Raw genomic sequence first — 13,068 nt, forward strand, 5'->3', positions numbered from 1 at the left:
CGAGCGGGAGGCAGGCCGGTTCCGGCACGCCGCGCCCGCTCAGCCGATCTGCTGCATGATCGAGATCAGCTTCTTCGCATAATTCGGGTCGGTCGCATAACCGGCCTTCTGCAGCCCGTGAGCAAAGCCCTCGACGCTGCGGCTCGCGCTCAGCACGCCCGCGTAGCGCGGATTGTTCTTCAGCAGGTTCGCGTAGTCGGTCATCGCATGCTCGTACGAATCATACGCGCGGAACTTCGCGACGACGCGGCGCGGCGTGCCGTTCACGTATTCGGTCGTCAGCGCCGACACCGTGCGGCCCGTCCAGCCCTTGTTCGCCTTGATGCCGAACACGTTGTAGCTGGTCGAGCCGTCGCTCGCGCGGATCTCGCGCTTGCCCCAGCCCGATTCGAGCGCGGCCTGGCCGACGATGAAGCGCGCCGGGATTCCGGTGGTCGCGCTCGCCGCCTGCGCCGGCCCGGCGAGCCGGTCGACGAATGCGTCGGCGTTCTGCACACCGCTCGCGCCCTTCAGCGGCGGCGTCAGCGCGCTGCCGGCCGAGTAGCCGCGCGAGCCGGCGAGCGCGCCGTTGTTCGCCGCGTTCGCGTAGGCCCGGGCCATCGCGCTCATCGCGGCGAGGCTGCCTTCGTTACCCGACGAGCCCAGCCCGGCCGCGCCGGCGTCGGCCGCCGAGTCGCTGCCCGCCCCCTGCCCCGCGTTGCGCAGCAGTTGCTTCATCAGCGCGTCGGCGACGCCGATCCCGCGCTTCGACATCTGCTGCGCGAGTTGCTGGTCGAGCATCGACGTGTACATCTTCGACGTGTGCGAATCGAGCAGCCCGCCGTCGGGCGTCGCATCACGCATGCTCTTGAGCATCATCTGCGTAAACATCGCGTCGAACTGCCCGGCGACCGCCTTCGCGCCGGCCTGCGGCGACTGCTTCGCCTGCGCGCGCAGCGCGTCGAAGCCCTGCACGTCGAGCGCGAAACGCTGCGTGAGGTCGTTCGCGTTCGGAAGGTTCGCTGCCATTTAGATGATCTCCAGGTCCGCGCGCAGCGCACCGGCCGCCTTCATCGCCTGCAGGATCGACATCAGGTCCGCCGGCGTCGCGCCGAGCGTGTTCAGCGCCTTCACGACGTCGGCGAGGTTCGCGCCGGCCGTCACCATCTTCAGCGCACCGTTGTCCTGCTTCAGCTGGATCTGCGACTGCTGCGCGACCACGGTCTGCCCGCTCGAGAACGGCCCCGGCTGCGACACCACCGGCTGCGTGTTGACGACCACCGACAGGTTGCCGTGCGCGACCGCGCAGCTTTGCAGCGTGACCATCTGGTTCATCACGATCGAGCCGGTGCGCGCGTTCAGGATCACCTTCGCGGCGGCCCGGTCCGGGCTCACGTCGATATTCTGCAGGCGCGCCATGAACGCGACCTGCTGCGCGGAGTCGACCGGCGCCGCGAGCTGGATCGTACGGCCGTCGAGCGCGGTCGCGGTTCCGGGGCCGAAGTTCGCGTTGACCGCGGACACGATCCGCTCCGCGGTGCCGTAATCCATGTCGTTCAGCTGCAGTTGCAACGCGCCGTGCATCTGCGCGATCGCATTCGGCACCGAACGCTCGACGATCGCGCCGCCGACGATCCGGCCGGCCGCGAGCTGATTCACCTGCACGCGGCTGCCGTTCGCGCTCGCGCCCGCGCCGCCCACCGCCATGTTGCCCTGCGCGAGCGCATACACCTGCCCGTCCGCGCCCTTCAGCGGCGTGAGCAGCAGCGTGCCGCCGCGCAGGCTCTTCGCGTTGCCGAGCGACGACACGGTCACGTCGAGCGCCTCGCCCGGCCGCGCGAACGGCGGCAGCGTGGCCGTCACCATCACGGCCGCGACGTTCTTCAACTGCATGTTGTTCAGCGACGACGCACCGCCGTTCGCCGAACCGTTGTTGATCGAGATGCCGAGGTTCGCGAGCATGTTCGCGAGCGTCTGCGTGGTAAACGGCGTCTGCATCGTCTGGTCGCCCGTGCCGTCGAGACCGACGACGAGGCCATAGCCGATCAGCGGGTTGTCGCGCACGCCCTGGATCTGCACGAGGTCCTTCAGGCGCTCGGCGTGCGCCGGCGCGGCGCCGAACGCGCACGCGGCGAGCGCGAACGCGGCGGCGATCCGCACGATGCCATGCGCGCGGCGCGGCAGGCTGGCGGACAGGCGACGAAATACGGTGTGCTGCATCGTCATCACCACGGTGCGATGTTGAGGAAAAAGCGCTGCAGCCAGCCCATCGTCTCGGCTTCGTTGATGTAGCCCTTCGCCGAATATTCGATCCGCGCGTCGGCGACCTGCGTCGAGTACACGGAGTTCGCGCCCGAGATCGTGTTCGGATTCACGACGCCCGAGAAACGCACGAATTCGTTCCCCTGGTTGATCAGCATCTGCTTCTCGCCGCTCACGACGAGGTTGCCGTTCGGCAGCACGTTGGTGACGGTCACCGTGATCGTGCCGTTGAACGTGTTCGCCGCGCTCGCGCCGCCCGTCGCCGCGAACTTGTTGTCGCCGCTCGCCGACAGGTTCGCCTTCGAGAACAGCCCGCCGAGGAAGCCGGCGGTCGGCACGTTGAAGTCGGTATTGCCCTGCCGGTTGGTGTTCGCGCCCGACGACTTGGTCGCGTTGATGTTCTCGGCGATCACGATCGTCAGGATGTCGCCGATGTTGCGCGGGCGCTGATCCTCGAACAGCGGCCGGCCCGCGTATCCCGGGTTGTAGATCGAGCCGGGCGCCTGCATCGACATCGGCATCGGCGGCTGGGCGGTCATCGGCTGCTGGATGATCGGATCGTGCGGAATCTGCGCGCAGCCGGCGAGCGCGGCCACCGCGACCGCGCACGCGGCGCGGACGGTAGCTGACGGGAGGAGACGAACCTGCTTCATGGCAACGACGGGACTTTCCGGTTAACTCTTCATCTGCGTGACGGTCTGCAGCATCTGGTCGGACGTCGTCACGGCCTTGCTGTTGATCTCGTATGCACGCTGGGTCTGGATCATGTTGACGAGCTCCTGCACGACGTTCACGTTCGACGCCTCGACATAGCCCTGGTTGAGCGAGCCCGCGCCGTTCAGCCCCGGCTGCGACACGTTCGGCGCACCCGACGACGTCGTTTCGGCGAACAGGTTCTCGCCCTTCGCCTCGAGGCCGGCCGGGTTGATGAAGGTGGCGATCTGCAGCGAGCCAATCTGCACCGCGTTGGTCGAACCCGCCTGCGTGATCGACACGACGCCGTCCTTGCCGATCGTCAGCGACGTCGCGTTCTGCGGCACCGTGATCGCCGGCAGGACCTGGTAGCCGCTCGACGTGACGAGCTGGCCCTGCGCGTTGGTCTGGAACGAGCCGTCGCGCGTGTAGGCGTTCGTGCCGTCCGGCATCAGCACCTGGAAGAAGCCCGCGCCGTTGATCGCGACGTCCTTCGAGTTGCCGGTCTGCGTGAGGCTGCCCTGCGTGTACAGGCGCTCGGTCGCGACCTGCTGCACGCCGGTGCCGAGCTGCAAGCCCGACGGCAGTTCGGTCTGCTGCGTCGAGTTCGCGCCCGGCTGGCGGATCGTCTGGTACAGCAGATCCTCGAACACCGCGCGCGACGCCTTGAAGCCGTTCGTGCTGGTGTTCGCGAGGTTGTTCGAGATCACGTCCATCTGCGCCTGCTGCGCATTCATGCCGGTGGCTGCAATGTAGAGCGAACGGTTCATGTTGAATCCTCTCCTGGTAGCGCGGACCGTGCCGCTCAGCTGAAGTTGAGCAGCTGGTTCGCCGACTGCTCGTTCTGGTCGGCCGTCTGGATCAGCTTGGACTGCAGCTGGAACGCCCGCGCGTTGTCGATCATCGCGACCATCGCGGTCACCGGGTTCACGTTGCTGCCTTCGAGCGAATTCGGCGTGACGACCACGTTCGGGTCGGCGTCGGCCGGATTGCCGTCGGCGGTGCGGAACAACCCGTCGTTGCCGCGCGCGAGCGTGGCCGGATCGGGATTGACGAGCTTCATCTGGTCGACGATCGCGACCGCCGTCGGCGGGTCGCCCGGCATCAGCGCGGACACCGTACCGTCCTTGCCGATCGTCACTTCGGCGTTCGGCGGCACCGAGATCGGGCCGCCGTTGCCGACCACCGGCAGGTTGCTCGCGTTCACGAGCTGGCCGTTTTCATCGACGTGCAGGTTGCCCGCGCGCGTGTACGCCTCGCCGCCGTCGGCCGTCTGCACCGACAGCCAGCCGGGGCCCTGCACCGCGACGTCGAGCGGATTGCCGGTGCGCGTGATCGGGCCCGGCGCGAAATCCGCGCCGGGCGTCGACGCCAGCACGTAGGTGCGGGTCGTCGCCGGATCGACCGTGCCGCCGTCGCCGAAATTCATCGGCACCGCGCGGTAGGTCGCGAGCTGCGCGCGAAAACCCGTCGTCGATGCGTTCGCGAGGTTGTTCGCGACGATCGCCTGCTGGTCGAGCGACTGCGACGCGCCCGTCATCGCCGTGTAGATCAGTCGGTCCATGGCTGCCGGTTATCCGCGCGTTACAGGTTGATGAGCGTCTGGTCGACGGTCTGCTGCGTCTTGATCGTCTGCGCGTTCGCCTGGTAGTTGCGCTGCGCGGTGATCAGGTTGACCAGTTCCGACGTCAGGTCGACGTTCGAGTTCTCGAGCGCGCTGCCCTGCAGCGAACCGTGGTTCGTGGTGCCCGGCGCGGAGATCTGCGGCACGCCCGACTCGGCGCTTTCCGCATACTGGTTGCCGCCGAGGTTGATCAGCCCGTTCGGGTTGTTGAAGTTCGCGAGCGCGATCTGGCCGAGCACCGCCGTCTGGCCGTTCGAGTAGTTGCCGGTCAGCTTGCCGTCGGTGCCGATCGAGTAGGTCGTCAGCGTGCCGCTCGCGTAGCCGTCCTGCGCGAGGTTGTTCACGCCGTCCTTGCCGCCGTACTGCGTGGTGCCGGTCAGGTCGAGCGTCATGGTCTGCGGCGTCGCCGAGCCGTCCGTGTTCGGCACGGTGAACTGGAACTGGCCGATCGACGCGGTCGGCGTGGCCGGCGTGCCCGTCGTCGTGCCCTGGATCGCGCCCGACGAGTCGAACGTGACCGTGCCGAGATCCGTCGGGGTGCTGCCCTGCACGCCCGCGTAGGCTTCCCACGTGCCGGCGTCCGACTTCACGAAGTACATGCTGACGGCCTGCGAGCCGCCGAGCGAGTCGTACACCTGGATCGACGTCGAGTAGTTGTACGTCGTGTTGTCCGACGGATCGATCGGCGATTTCGCCGGCGTCGTGTCCTGCGAGTTCAGGTTGAACTGGGCGGAGATCCGGGTCGTCGCGGTCGGCGCGATGTTGGTCGTCGGCGCCTGCAGCGCCACCGTCTGCGACGTGTTGATCACGCCGTTCTTGTCGGCGGCATAGCCCATCAGGTTCATGCCCTGCGCATTGACGATGTAGCCGTTCTTGTCGCGCTGGAACGTGCCGTCGCGCGTGTACGTCATCACGCCGTTGTTCGACATCTGGAAGAAGCCGTTGCCGTTGATCGCGACGTCGAGCGACGAGCTCGTCGTATTGATCGCGCCCTGGCTGAACTGCTGCTGCACCGACGCGAGCGACGTGCCGATCCCGATCTGCGTGTTGAGCGACGTCGCGATCGAGTTCGCGTACACGTCGGCGAACTGTGCGGTGCTCGACTTGAAGCCGACCGTGTTCGCGTTCGCGATGTTGTTGCCGATCACGTCGAGCGCGTTCGATGCGCCGGCGAGGCCGCTCAGCCCCTGTTGATAACCCATTTCGGTCTCCGTTTCGAGAAATCTGGATCAGTTGGTTGTGGCGCCGCCGGACGACGACGCGGACGACGTGGTGTTCGGGTAGATCGACGCGACCTGGGTAAGCCCCACGGTCGTGCCGTTCGACAGCATGAGCCCGGCGGTCCCGTCCGCCTGCTTGATCACGCTTTGCACCTGCGCGGCCGCGAGCGTCGTCGCGCTCTGCTGCGTGCCGGTGCTGTCGGTGTACGTCGCGCTGACCGTGTACGCGCCATCGGGCAGCGTGTTGCCCGCCGCGTCGGTCGGTGTCCAGTTGAACGGCACCGTGCCGGCCGACTGCGCGCCCGCGTTGATCGTGTTGACGACTACGCCCGAGCTGTTCTTCACGGTGAGGGTCAGGTTCGACACGTCGTTCGCGAGCGACACGCCGAACGGCGACGCCGCGCCGCCCTTCACCGCGACGCTGTTGCCGGGCGCGAGCACGTTCGTGCCGATCAGCAGTGCGGCCTGCGTCTGCTGGCCGGCCGCGAGTTGCGTCGACAGCGACGTGAGCGACGTGTTCAGCTGCGCGATGCCGCTCACCGTGTTGATCTGCGCGAGCTGCGACGTCATCTGCGAACTGTCGACGGGGCTCGTCGGATCCTGGTTCTGCAACTGCGTGACGAGCAGCGTCAGGAACGTCGACTGCAGGTCGCTCGCCGACGTGCCGGTGCTCGACACGTTGTTGGTGTTCATCGTGTCGGTCGGCAACGTCGACACGTTGGTGCCGTTGCCGCCGATCGTCGTGCTGGAGGATGTCATCCTGGGTGGCCTTCTGTCGGAACTGTCGGGTCTGTAAGGTCGCGCGCGGCTCAGGAGCCGATCGTCAGCGTCTTGAGCATCAGCGTCTTCGCGGTGTTCAGGGTCTCGACGTTCGCCTGGTACGAGCGCGACGCCGAAATCATGTTCACCATTTCCTGCACCGGGTCGACGTTCGGCATCTGCACGTAGCCGTTCGCGTCGGCGGCCGGGTTCGCCGGGTCGTAGGTCGACTTCATCGGCGACGGATCGTCCACCACCTTCGACACGCGCACGCCTCCCACGCCCTGGCCGGACGCGGTGCGCACGCCGCCGAGCGGGTCGGTTTCGAACACGACCTGCTTGGCCTTGTACGGCTTGCCGTCGGGGCCGGTCGCGCTGTCGGCGTTCGCGAGGTTCGACGCGGTGACGTTCAGGCGCTGCGACTGCGCGGACAGCGCCGAACCGGCGACGCCGAAGATGTTCATCAACGAGGGCATGGAGGCTCCTTGTTCGGGTGCGCGAGCGGCGCGCGCTTACGAGTTCGTCGAGATCGCGGCGATCATCGCCTTGATCTGCTGGGTCATCACGGTCATCCCGGTTTCGTAGTGCAGCGCGTTGTCCGCGAACTGCACGCGCTCGACGTCGAGATCGACCGTGTTGCCGTCGAGCGACGGCTGCAGCGGCATCCGGTACTGCGCGCGGCCGTAGTCGTCGGCCGGGCCGCCGGTCGGAATCAGTTTCGCGGCGCCGGCCATGTGACCAGGCGCCGTGGACACCATCGTCATCCCGCTCGTCACGCCGGCCGGCTGCGCCATCGGCAGCTGCGCGGCGTTGTCCGGTACGACGCCGCCGTCGGCCTGCTTCAGCGAGCGCGCGAGCGTCGACGCGAAATTGACGTCGCGGGCCTGGTAGCCGGGCGTGTCGGCGTTCGCGATGTTCGACGACAGCAGTTCCTGCCGGTAGGCGCGCACGTCGAGCGCCTGCCGGCCGAACGCGAATTCGGCATCGAGTTTGTCCAGCATGTGTGCGTCTCTCCGTATGAAGCGCTGCACGCCCGTCGGGCCGGATGGCGACCCAAGGGGCTTTTTTCCATGACAGCGATGGTAGGCCGCGCGCGCAACCGGCAATCGGGCGAATAACGCGGCAAAGGCCCCCTCTATTCATCGTTTGCGCGGCGACCCCGCTCCCTAGAATGCGAATCGGATCAACGGATCGAGGACACGGCGATGACAGGCAGCGCACTTCGCGGGAACAACCGGCGCGGCACACGCGTGCCGCGTGCGTTCGCGCTCGCCGCGGCGCTTTGGCTCGCCGTGCCGGCCGCGCGCGCGGACGACGGGACGATCGTGATTCCCGGACGCGGCGAGACGGCCGAAACCGCGCTCGCGCATGCGAACGCGGCGAGCGGCGGGCAGTTCGGCGGAAATGTCGGGAATGCCGACGCCGGGGCAGGCATCGCGCCCGAAACGACAGGAAATGCCTACCGGCCGGCACCCGGCACGGCCGGTGCGGCCGGGGCCGGCTACGCGGTGCAACCGGGTAGCGCGACGGTCGCAACGAACCCGCCGCCAGCCTCGACCTACGCGGCGGCCCGCGCGAACGCCGGTTATGGCAACGCGCCGCGCGCCATCGATCCGGCCGGCGTCGCGACGGTCGTTGCCGGCACGGCCGAGCCCGCATCGAACGCGGCGCGGCTCGCGCGACAGCCGGCGGTCGCCGCACGCGCCGCCACGGCGCCGCGCGCGCCGGCGACTTCCGCCAATGCCGCCAACGCGGCGGTGCCCGCTACAGCGGCAGCGGCCCATCCCGCACCGCTGCCGGGCCAGCAAGACCCCGAAGCGATCCGGCGCACGGCCCTCACGTTCCTGCAGCAGCAGATCGCCGGCCTGCCGGGCAAGACCACCGCGACCGTCGCGGCGGCGTTTCCGCGCGGGCTCGCGGCGTGCACGACGCTCGAACCGTTCCTGCCGACCGGCGCGCGCCTGTGGGGCCGCACGACGGTGGGCGTGCGCTGCGCGGGCGAGCGGCCGTGGACCGTCTATCTGCAGGCGAAGGTCACGGTGCAGGCCACTTATTACGTGGCCGCGCGGCAGATCACGCCCGGCGAGCCGCTCACCGCGGCCGATCTCGTCGCACGCGACGGCGACCTGACGGTGCTGCCGCTCGCGGTGATCACCGATCCCGCGCAGGCGGTCGGCGCAACCGCGCTCGCCCGCATCTCGGCCGGGCTGCCGCTGCGCCAGGACATGCTGAAGAGCGCGGCGTCGGTATCGGCCGGCCAGACGGTGCGGGTGGTGGCAGCCGGACCCGGCTTCACGATCTCGGCCGAAGGCAGCGTGCTCGCGAATGCGGCGCCGGGCCAGTCGGTGCGGGTCAGGATGGCGGCGGGCCAGATCGTCACGGCGATCGTCAAGGACGCCGGCACCGTGGAAATTCCGCTATAGGGACGGATGACCCCGCAAGATTGCAAAGAATTGTTTATTCGAAGAATTTCGGGCTCGCGATGCTAAAGTTCGGGCCGGCCCGGCCGTTATCTGGGTCAAACCGTACAGGAAACCCATCGTGAAGATCGACTCCACTCCGAACCCGAGCCCACTTGCGCCGACCGGCAACGGCGCGACCCGCGCGCAATCCGGCGCGGCTTCGTCGACGTCCGCGCAGGCGGCCGACGCAGGGTCGACCGGCGGCGACACGACCGTGAACCTGTCGGGTCTGTCCGGCCAGCTGCGCTCGCTGTCGGCATCGGGCAACGCCGACATCGACACGGCACTCGTCCAGTCGATCAAGGACGCGCTGAACAACGGCACGCTGACGGTCGACGTGAACAAGATTGCCGACGGTGTATTGAATACCGCCCGCGACCTGCTGCAACAGCAGCGACCGCAGGGCAACTGAGCCGGATTGGGGCCTGTCACGCCCCGGCCGGTCCCCCGGTTTGCCGGTGCGCCGACACGCGCGCCGGCGCGACGAGCATGACGCGATGAGAGAAGAGCTGCTGGCCACGATCAACGACGAACACGCGACGGTCGAGGCGTTCGCGTCGCTGCTCGCCTACGAGGAAAAGGCGCTGACGACTCCCGAGCCGCTCGACATGCTGCCCGGCATCGTCGAGAAGAAAACCGCGCTGCTCGACCGGCTCGCGCTGCTCGAACGCACGCGCGACACGCAGTTGTCCGCGCTCGGCTTTCCGGCCGGCAAGAAAGGGATGGACCAGGCCGCCGAGCGCGATGCCCGCCTCGCCGGCCGCTGGCAGTTGCTGCTGCAGGCCGCCGAACGCGCGCGCCAGGCCAATGCGAACAACGGGATGCTGATCCGGATCCGGATGGACTACAACGAGCGCGCGCTTGCGGTGCTGCGCTCGGCGCCCGCGCCGAGCGGCGTCTACGGGCCCGACGGGCGCGTGTCGGCGCTGATGCGCTGACGTGCCGATGCGCAAACGGGCCGCGCGGTGATCCAGTCGCCGCGCGCCGTCTCCCGCCTGACTCCCCCCCTCACAGCAGCGGACATGCAGTGACCTGCGTGCCGCGTTCCACGCAAAGTCGTTCGTAGTCGCGCAGATAAGCGCGCTCGTCGTCGTCCAGCAGTTCGAGATCGATCAGGTCCCAGTCGTAGCCGACCGTCACGATGTTCTCGAACGCGACGGTATCCGACGCGTCGTCCGCGTGCACGATCACGATGTTCTCGATCCGCACGCCGCCCTTGCCCGGCACGTAGATGCCCGGTTCGACCGAAATCACCGCATTCGGCACCAGCCCGTACTTCGCGCCCGGAGCGAACCGCACGCCGCCTTCGTGCACGTGAATCCCGACGCCGTGCCCGGTGCCATGACCGAAATCGTAGCCGTGGTCGCGGCATACCTGCCGCACGGTCGCATCGACGTCGCCGCCCGTCGCCGTTTTCGGGAAGCGCGTGACGAGCCCCTCGATGCAGGCCTTCAGCGCGACGGTGTAGATCTCGCGCTGCCACGGCTGCGCCACCGTCTCCGCCCGCGTTCGGCGCAGCACGACGCGCGTGCAGTCCGTCGCGAAGCCGGCGTCGTAGTACGCGCCGCTATCCAGCAGCACCAGTTCGCCTTCGGTCAGCCCGACGTCGGCGCTCGCCGCCGTGTAGTGCGCGAACGCGCTGTTCGCGCCGTTCGCGGCGATCGACGGGAACGTCAGCGCGAGCGCCGAGCGTGCGCCGTACGCGTCGTTGATCCTGCGCGCGAGATCGTATTCGGTCGGGTTTCGTCCCGGCTCGCCGGCCTTCGCCCAGCGCATCGTCTCGGCGATTGCCGCCGAACTGCGCGCGAACGCATCGCGGAAGCGGTCGAGCACCGCCGGCGTCTTGCTGGCGCGCATCGCCTCGACCGGATTGAAATCGGCGTGGCGCGCCTGCGGCCACACGCGGCTCACCGACTCGACGAGCGCGCAGTTGACCGATTCGAAGCCGTAGCACACGTGATCGACCGCGCATGGCGCGAGGAAGCGCTCGAGTTCGGCGAAGTCGCGCCGGATCACGTGCAGCGCCGGATACGACGCCAGCTCGACCGGGCACCGGTCGCAGCCTTCGGGCAGGAACAGCGCAATCTGCTCGCCGATCGCGAACAGGAAGCCCAGGTGCGACGACGCATTCGGAATGTGATAGCCGCGGCTGTTCAGCAGATACGCGAGGTCGTCCGATGCGCAGGTGAAGAACGCGGTCTTGCCGTGCGCCGAGCCGGTGTGCGCGGCGAGCCGCGCGTTCAGCGTGGCGAGGTTCTGCGCGACGCTCGCGCCGGTCGTGGCTTCCGGCAGCTCGAAGATCGGCCGCTCGACCACCCAGCCGGGCAGCGCGATCGCGCGGTCGATCTCGCGCTCGACGAGGCTCGCCCATTCCAGCCGCGCGGCCCGGGTCTGCTCGACCAGCCGGTCGCGCTGCCCGGCGCTGATCCGCAGCGCGTCGTAGCCGATTCGTTCGAGCCGGCCCGCACCCGCGACCAGCCAGTCGGCCAGCGCCTGCCAGATCGTCACGTTCATGCCGAGCTTCTCGATGTGCACGCGTGCCGGATCGCACTGCTGCTCGGCCTGCAGGTGATAGCGGCCGTCGACGAACAGCACGAAGCGCGGCACGTCGAGCGAGCGCGCGGCCGCGTCGCTCAGGAACAGCCCGCAGCCGGCCGAGCCATCGAAACCCGACAGCGCATAGCGCGGATTGTTGCGGCGCGGCAGGTATTCGGTGATGTATTCGTCCTGCGACGTGACGACCACGGCGTCGAGCCGCAGCGCATCGAGCACGCGCGACAGGCCCGCCTGCGCGTCGGCGACGGAGGCATCGTACGGGGGAAGGCCGGAGAAGTTGTATTTCAGTCGATCGATCATCGGATGCTCGCGTGATTCGTTGTTATCGGCCGCCCGCGGCGCAATGCGATACGCGGACGACATGCAGCGTGGCATGCATCCGGCGCACCGTCGGGCCGCCCGCCGCGTCGGTCGCGCGGCCAGGCCCGGAATTTTTGTCTCACTAAAATTCCTGATGCAGCGCGACAGAATCTAGAGCACGCCGAAATTGAGGTCAAGCTAAAATTTTGGTGGCGCCAAAATTGCCGGCGCGGCATGCCGCGCGGTAGATGCCGACGGTACAATGCGCCGGCATCGTCGGCCGGACGGCCATGTTTCGTGCGATTCGCGTCAAAACAACGGCCCGGCGACTGCACCGCCCCTCCGCCCGCCTTCCGACTCGTTGTCACGAAAGAGATTCATGGATTCAGACATCATGCGTATCGGCCAGCGCATTCGGCGCCTGCGCCGGGAAGCGAAGAAGACGCTGCTGGAAGTCGCGACCGAAGCCAATCTGTCGGTCGGATTCCTGTCCCAGGTCGAGCGCCATCTCACGGGCATCTCCCTGTCGTCGCTCGTCAACGTCGCGAAGGCGCTGAACGTGCCGCTCGGCGCGCTGATCGACCAGCCGCGCCAGGCACAGCCCGACTCGCACGAGGGCAGCCGCGAACCATACGCGGTCGACGCGATGTCGCAATGGTACGAGCGGCTGTCCACCACCTTCGACGGCAGCCAGATTAATGCGTTGAAGGTCCGGATGATGGAGGGCTACCGGTCGGAATGGGTCTCGCACGGCGGCGACGAGTTCGTGTACGTGCTGACCGGCCGGCTCTGCTACACGATCGGCAAGCAGGATTACCCGCTCGCGCCCGGCGATTCGCTGCACTTCGACGCGCGCAAGCGCCATCGCGTCACGAACGTCGGCGACGGGCCCGCCGAGCTGATCGCGGTCGGCACGCTGCCGCTCTTCGACGACCGCTGCGCCGAACTCGTATCGGCGACGCCGGGTATCAGGCCGGCCGGGCACGATGCCGGCGCGGCGCCCGGCGAGCCGCGCGTGAGCCGGCGCGAACCGGCCGCCGGACGCGAGCGCGACGCGCAGGCCGCGGCGCCCGCCGGCAAACCGGCCCGAGCCGCGGAACAACTGCCTGCCGCGAAACCGCGCACGCACGCCGGCAAACGCCCGGCTGCCGCCACACCGGCCCGCCGCGCCGCAGCCCGCGCGAAGAAATAACGCGGTGCAGCCGGGCGGCCG

The 13,068-nt window shown here is 68.4% G+C and carries 14 protein-coding genes; 4 read left to right on the top strand and 10 right to left on the bottom strand.

What is annotated here, in order from left to right:
• Window positions 1-39: 39 nt before the first annotated feature.
• The 9 genes from flgJ to flgB are packed head-to-tail and all read right to left on the bottom strand — an operon-like array spanning window position 40 to window position 7,538.
• Window positions 40-1,008, bottom strand: a complete 969-nt coding sequence (flgJ, locus tag DIE13_RS16110) for a flagellar assembly peptidoglycan hydrolase FlgJ (RefSeq protein WP_124828108.1) — start codon at window positions 1,006-1,008, stop codon at window positions 40-42.
• The gene (locus DIE13_RS16115) at window positions 1,009-2,199 is read right to left on the bottom strand and encodes a flagellar basal body P-ring protein FlgI (protein ID WP_124828109.1); all 1,191 of its coding nucleotides are present in this window, start codon (window positions 2,197-2,199) and stop codon (window positions 1,009-1,011) included.
• 5 nt (window positions 2,200-2,204) lie between these two features.
• Window positions 2,205-2,894, bottom strand: coding sequence for a flagellar basal body L-ring protein FlgH (gene flgH, locus DIE13_RS16120; protein WP_096508507.1), 690 nt, complete (start codon window positions 2,892-2,894; stop codon window positions 2,205-2,207).
• Between the two features lie 21 nt (window positions 2,895-2,915).
• Window positions 2,916-3,704 (bottom strand): flagellar basal-body rod protein FlgG, encoded by a 789-nt coding sequence (flgG, locus tag DIE13_RS16125; RefSeq protein ID WP_124828110.1) that lies wholly within the window; start codon window positions 3,702-3,704, stop codon window positions 2,916-2,918.
• A gap of 35 nt (window positions 3,705-3,739) precedes the next feature.
• On the bottom strand, window positions 3,740-4,498 hold the full coding sequence (gene flgF, locus DIE13_RS16130; protein WP_124828111.1) for a flagellar basal-body rod protein FlgF: 759 nt from the start codon (window positions 4,496-4,498) through the stop codon (window positions 3,740-3,742).
• A gap of 20 nt (window positions 4,499-4,518) precedes the next feature.
• Complete coding sequence (gene flgE / locus DIE13_RS16135) at window positions 4,519-5,760, bottom strand: flagellar hook protein FlgE (RefSeq protein ID WP_124828112.1); 1,242 nt, start codon at window positions 5,758-5,760, stop codon at window positions 4,519-4,521.
• Between the two features lie 27 nt (window positions 5,761-5,787).
• The gene (locus DIE13_RS16140) at window positions 5,788-6,537 is read right to left on the bottom strand and encodes a flagellar hook assembly protein FlgD (protein ID WP_124828113.1); all 750 of its coding nucleotides are present in this window, start codon (window positions 6,535-6,537) and stop codon (window positions 5,788-5,790) included.
• 50 nt (window positions 6,538-6,587) lie between these two features.
• A complete protein-coding gene (flgC, locus tag DIE13_RS16145; protein WP_096508502.1) occupies window positions 6,588-7,013 on the bottom strand; it encodes a flagellar basal body rod protein FlgC in 426 nt (141 codons plus the stop codon).
• A gap of 36 nt (window positions 7,014-7,049) precedes the next feature.
• Window positions 7,050-7,538 (bottom strand): flagellar basal body rod protein FlgB, encoded by a 489-nt coding sequence (gene flgB, locus DIE13_RS16150; protein ID WP_124828114.1) that lies wholly within the window; start codon window positions 7,536-7,538, stop codon window positions 7,050-7,052.
• Between the two features lie 204 nt (window positions 7,539-7,742).
• On the opposite strand from flgB, the gene flgA reads away from it, so the two are divergent.
• From flgA to DIE13_RS16165, 3 genes are all read left to right on the top strand, one after another.
• Complete coding sequence (flgA, locus tag DIE13_RS16155) at window positions 7,743-8,960, top strand: flagellar basal body P-ring formation chaperone FlgA (protein ID WP_124828115.1); 1,218 nt, start codon at window positions 7,743-7,745, stop codon at window positions 8,958-8,960.
• 118 nt (window positions 8,961-9,078) lie between these two features.
• Window positions 9,079-9,411 (top strand): flagellar biosynthesis anti-sigma factor FlgM, encoded by a 333-nt coding sequence (gene flgM / locus DIE13_RS16160; protein WP_124828116.1) that lies wholly within the window; start codon window positions 9,079-9,081, stop codon window positions 9,409-9,411.
• Window positions 9,412-9,496: 85 nt separating this feature from the next.
• Window positions 9,497-9,937, top strand: a complete 441-nt coding sequence (locus tag DIE13_RS16165) for a flagella synthesis protein FlgN (RefSeq protein WP_124828117.1) — start codon at window positions 9,497-9,499, stop codon at window positions 9,935-9,937.
• A gap of 70 nt (window positions 9,938-10,007) precedes the next feature.
• Here the strand turns inward: DIE13_RS16165 and DIE13_RS16170 are convergent, their stop codons facing one another.
• Complete coding sequence (locus DIE13_RS16170) at window positions 10,008-11,855, bottom strand: M24 family metallopeptidase (RefSeq protein WP_124828118.1); 1,848 nt, start codon at window positions 11,853-11,855, stop codon at window positions 10,008-10,010.
• 379 nt (window positions 11,856-12,234) lie between these two features.
• Between DIE13_RS16170 and DIE13_RS16180 the strand changes: the two genes are divergently transcribed.
• Window positions 12,235-13,047: a helix-turn-helix domain-containing protein gene (locus tag DIE13_RS16180; RefSeq protein WP_124828254.1), complete on the top strand. Its 813-nt coding sequence runs from the start codon at window positions 12,235-12,237 to the stop codon at window positions 13,045-13,047.
• The last annotated feature ends 21 nt before the right edge of the window (window positions 13,048-13,068 follow it).

Source organism: Burkholderia sp. Bp9016, from assembly GCF_003857765.1.
GTDB lineage: Bacteria > Pseudomonadota > Gammaproteobacteria > Burkholderiales > Burkholderiaceae > Burkholderia.

Excerpts from the sequence above, each read along its gene's own strand:
- flgE (WP_124828112.1), bottom strand. The coding sequence starts at position 5,760 with ATGGGTTATCAACAGGGGCTGAGCGGCCTCGCCGGCGCATCGAACGCG.
- DIE13_RS16165 (WP_124828117.1), top strand. The coding sequence starts at position 9,497 with ATGAGAGAAGAGCTGCTGGCCACGATCAACGACGAACACGCGACGGTC.
- DIE13_RS16170 (WP_124828118.1), bottom strand. The coding sequence starts at position 11,855 with ATGATCGATCGACTGAAATACAACTTCTCCGGCCTTCCCCCGTACGAT.
- DIE13_RS16140 (WP_124828113.1), bottom strand. The coding sequence starts at position 6,537 with ATGACATCCTCCAGCACGACGATCGGCGGCAACGGCACCAACGTGTCG.
- flgC (WP_096508502.1), bottom strand. The coding sequence starts at position 7,013 with ATGCCCTCGTTGATGAACATCTTCGGCGTCGCCGGTTCGGCGCTGTCC.
- flgH (WP_096508507.1), bottom strand. The coding sequence starts at position 2,894 with ATGAAGCAGGTTCGTCTCCTCCCGTCAGCTACCGTCCGCGCCGCGTGC.
- flgF (WP_124828111.1), bottom strand. The coding sequence starts at position 4,498 with ATGGACCGACTGATCTACACGGCGATGACGGGCGCGTCGCAGTCGCTC.
- flgG (WP_124828110.1), bottom strand. The coding sequence starts at position 3,704 with ATGAACCGTTCGCTCTACATTGCAGCCACCGGCATGAATGCGCAGCAG.
- flgA (WP_124828115.1), top strand. The coding sequence starts at position 7,743 with ATGACAGGCAGCGCACTTCGCGGGAACAACCGGCGCGGCACACGCGTG.
- flgJ (WP_124828108.1), bottom strand. The coding sequence starts at position 1,008 with ATGGCAGCGAACCTTCCGAACGCGAACGACCTCACGCAGCGTTTCGCG.
- DIE13_RS16115 (WP_124828109.1), bottom strand. The coding sequence starts at position 2,199 with ATGCAGCACACCGTATTTCGTCGCCTGTCCGCCAGCCTGCCGCGCCGC.
- flgB (WP_124828114.1), bottom strand. The coding sequence starts at position 7,538 with ATGCTGGACAAACTCGATGCCGAATTCGCGTTCGGCCGGCAGGCGCTC.
- DIE13_RS16180 (WP_124828254.1), top strand. The coding sequence starts at position 12,235 with ATGGATTCAGACATCATGCGTATCGGCCAGCGCATTCGGCGCCTGCGC.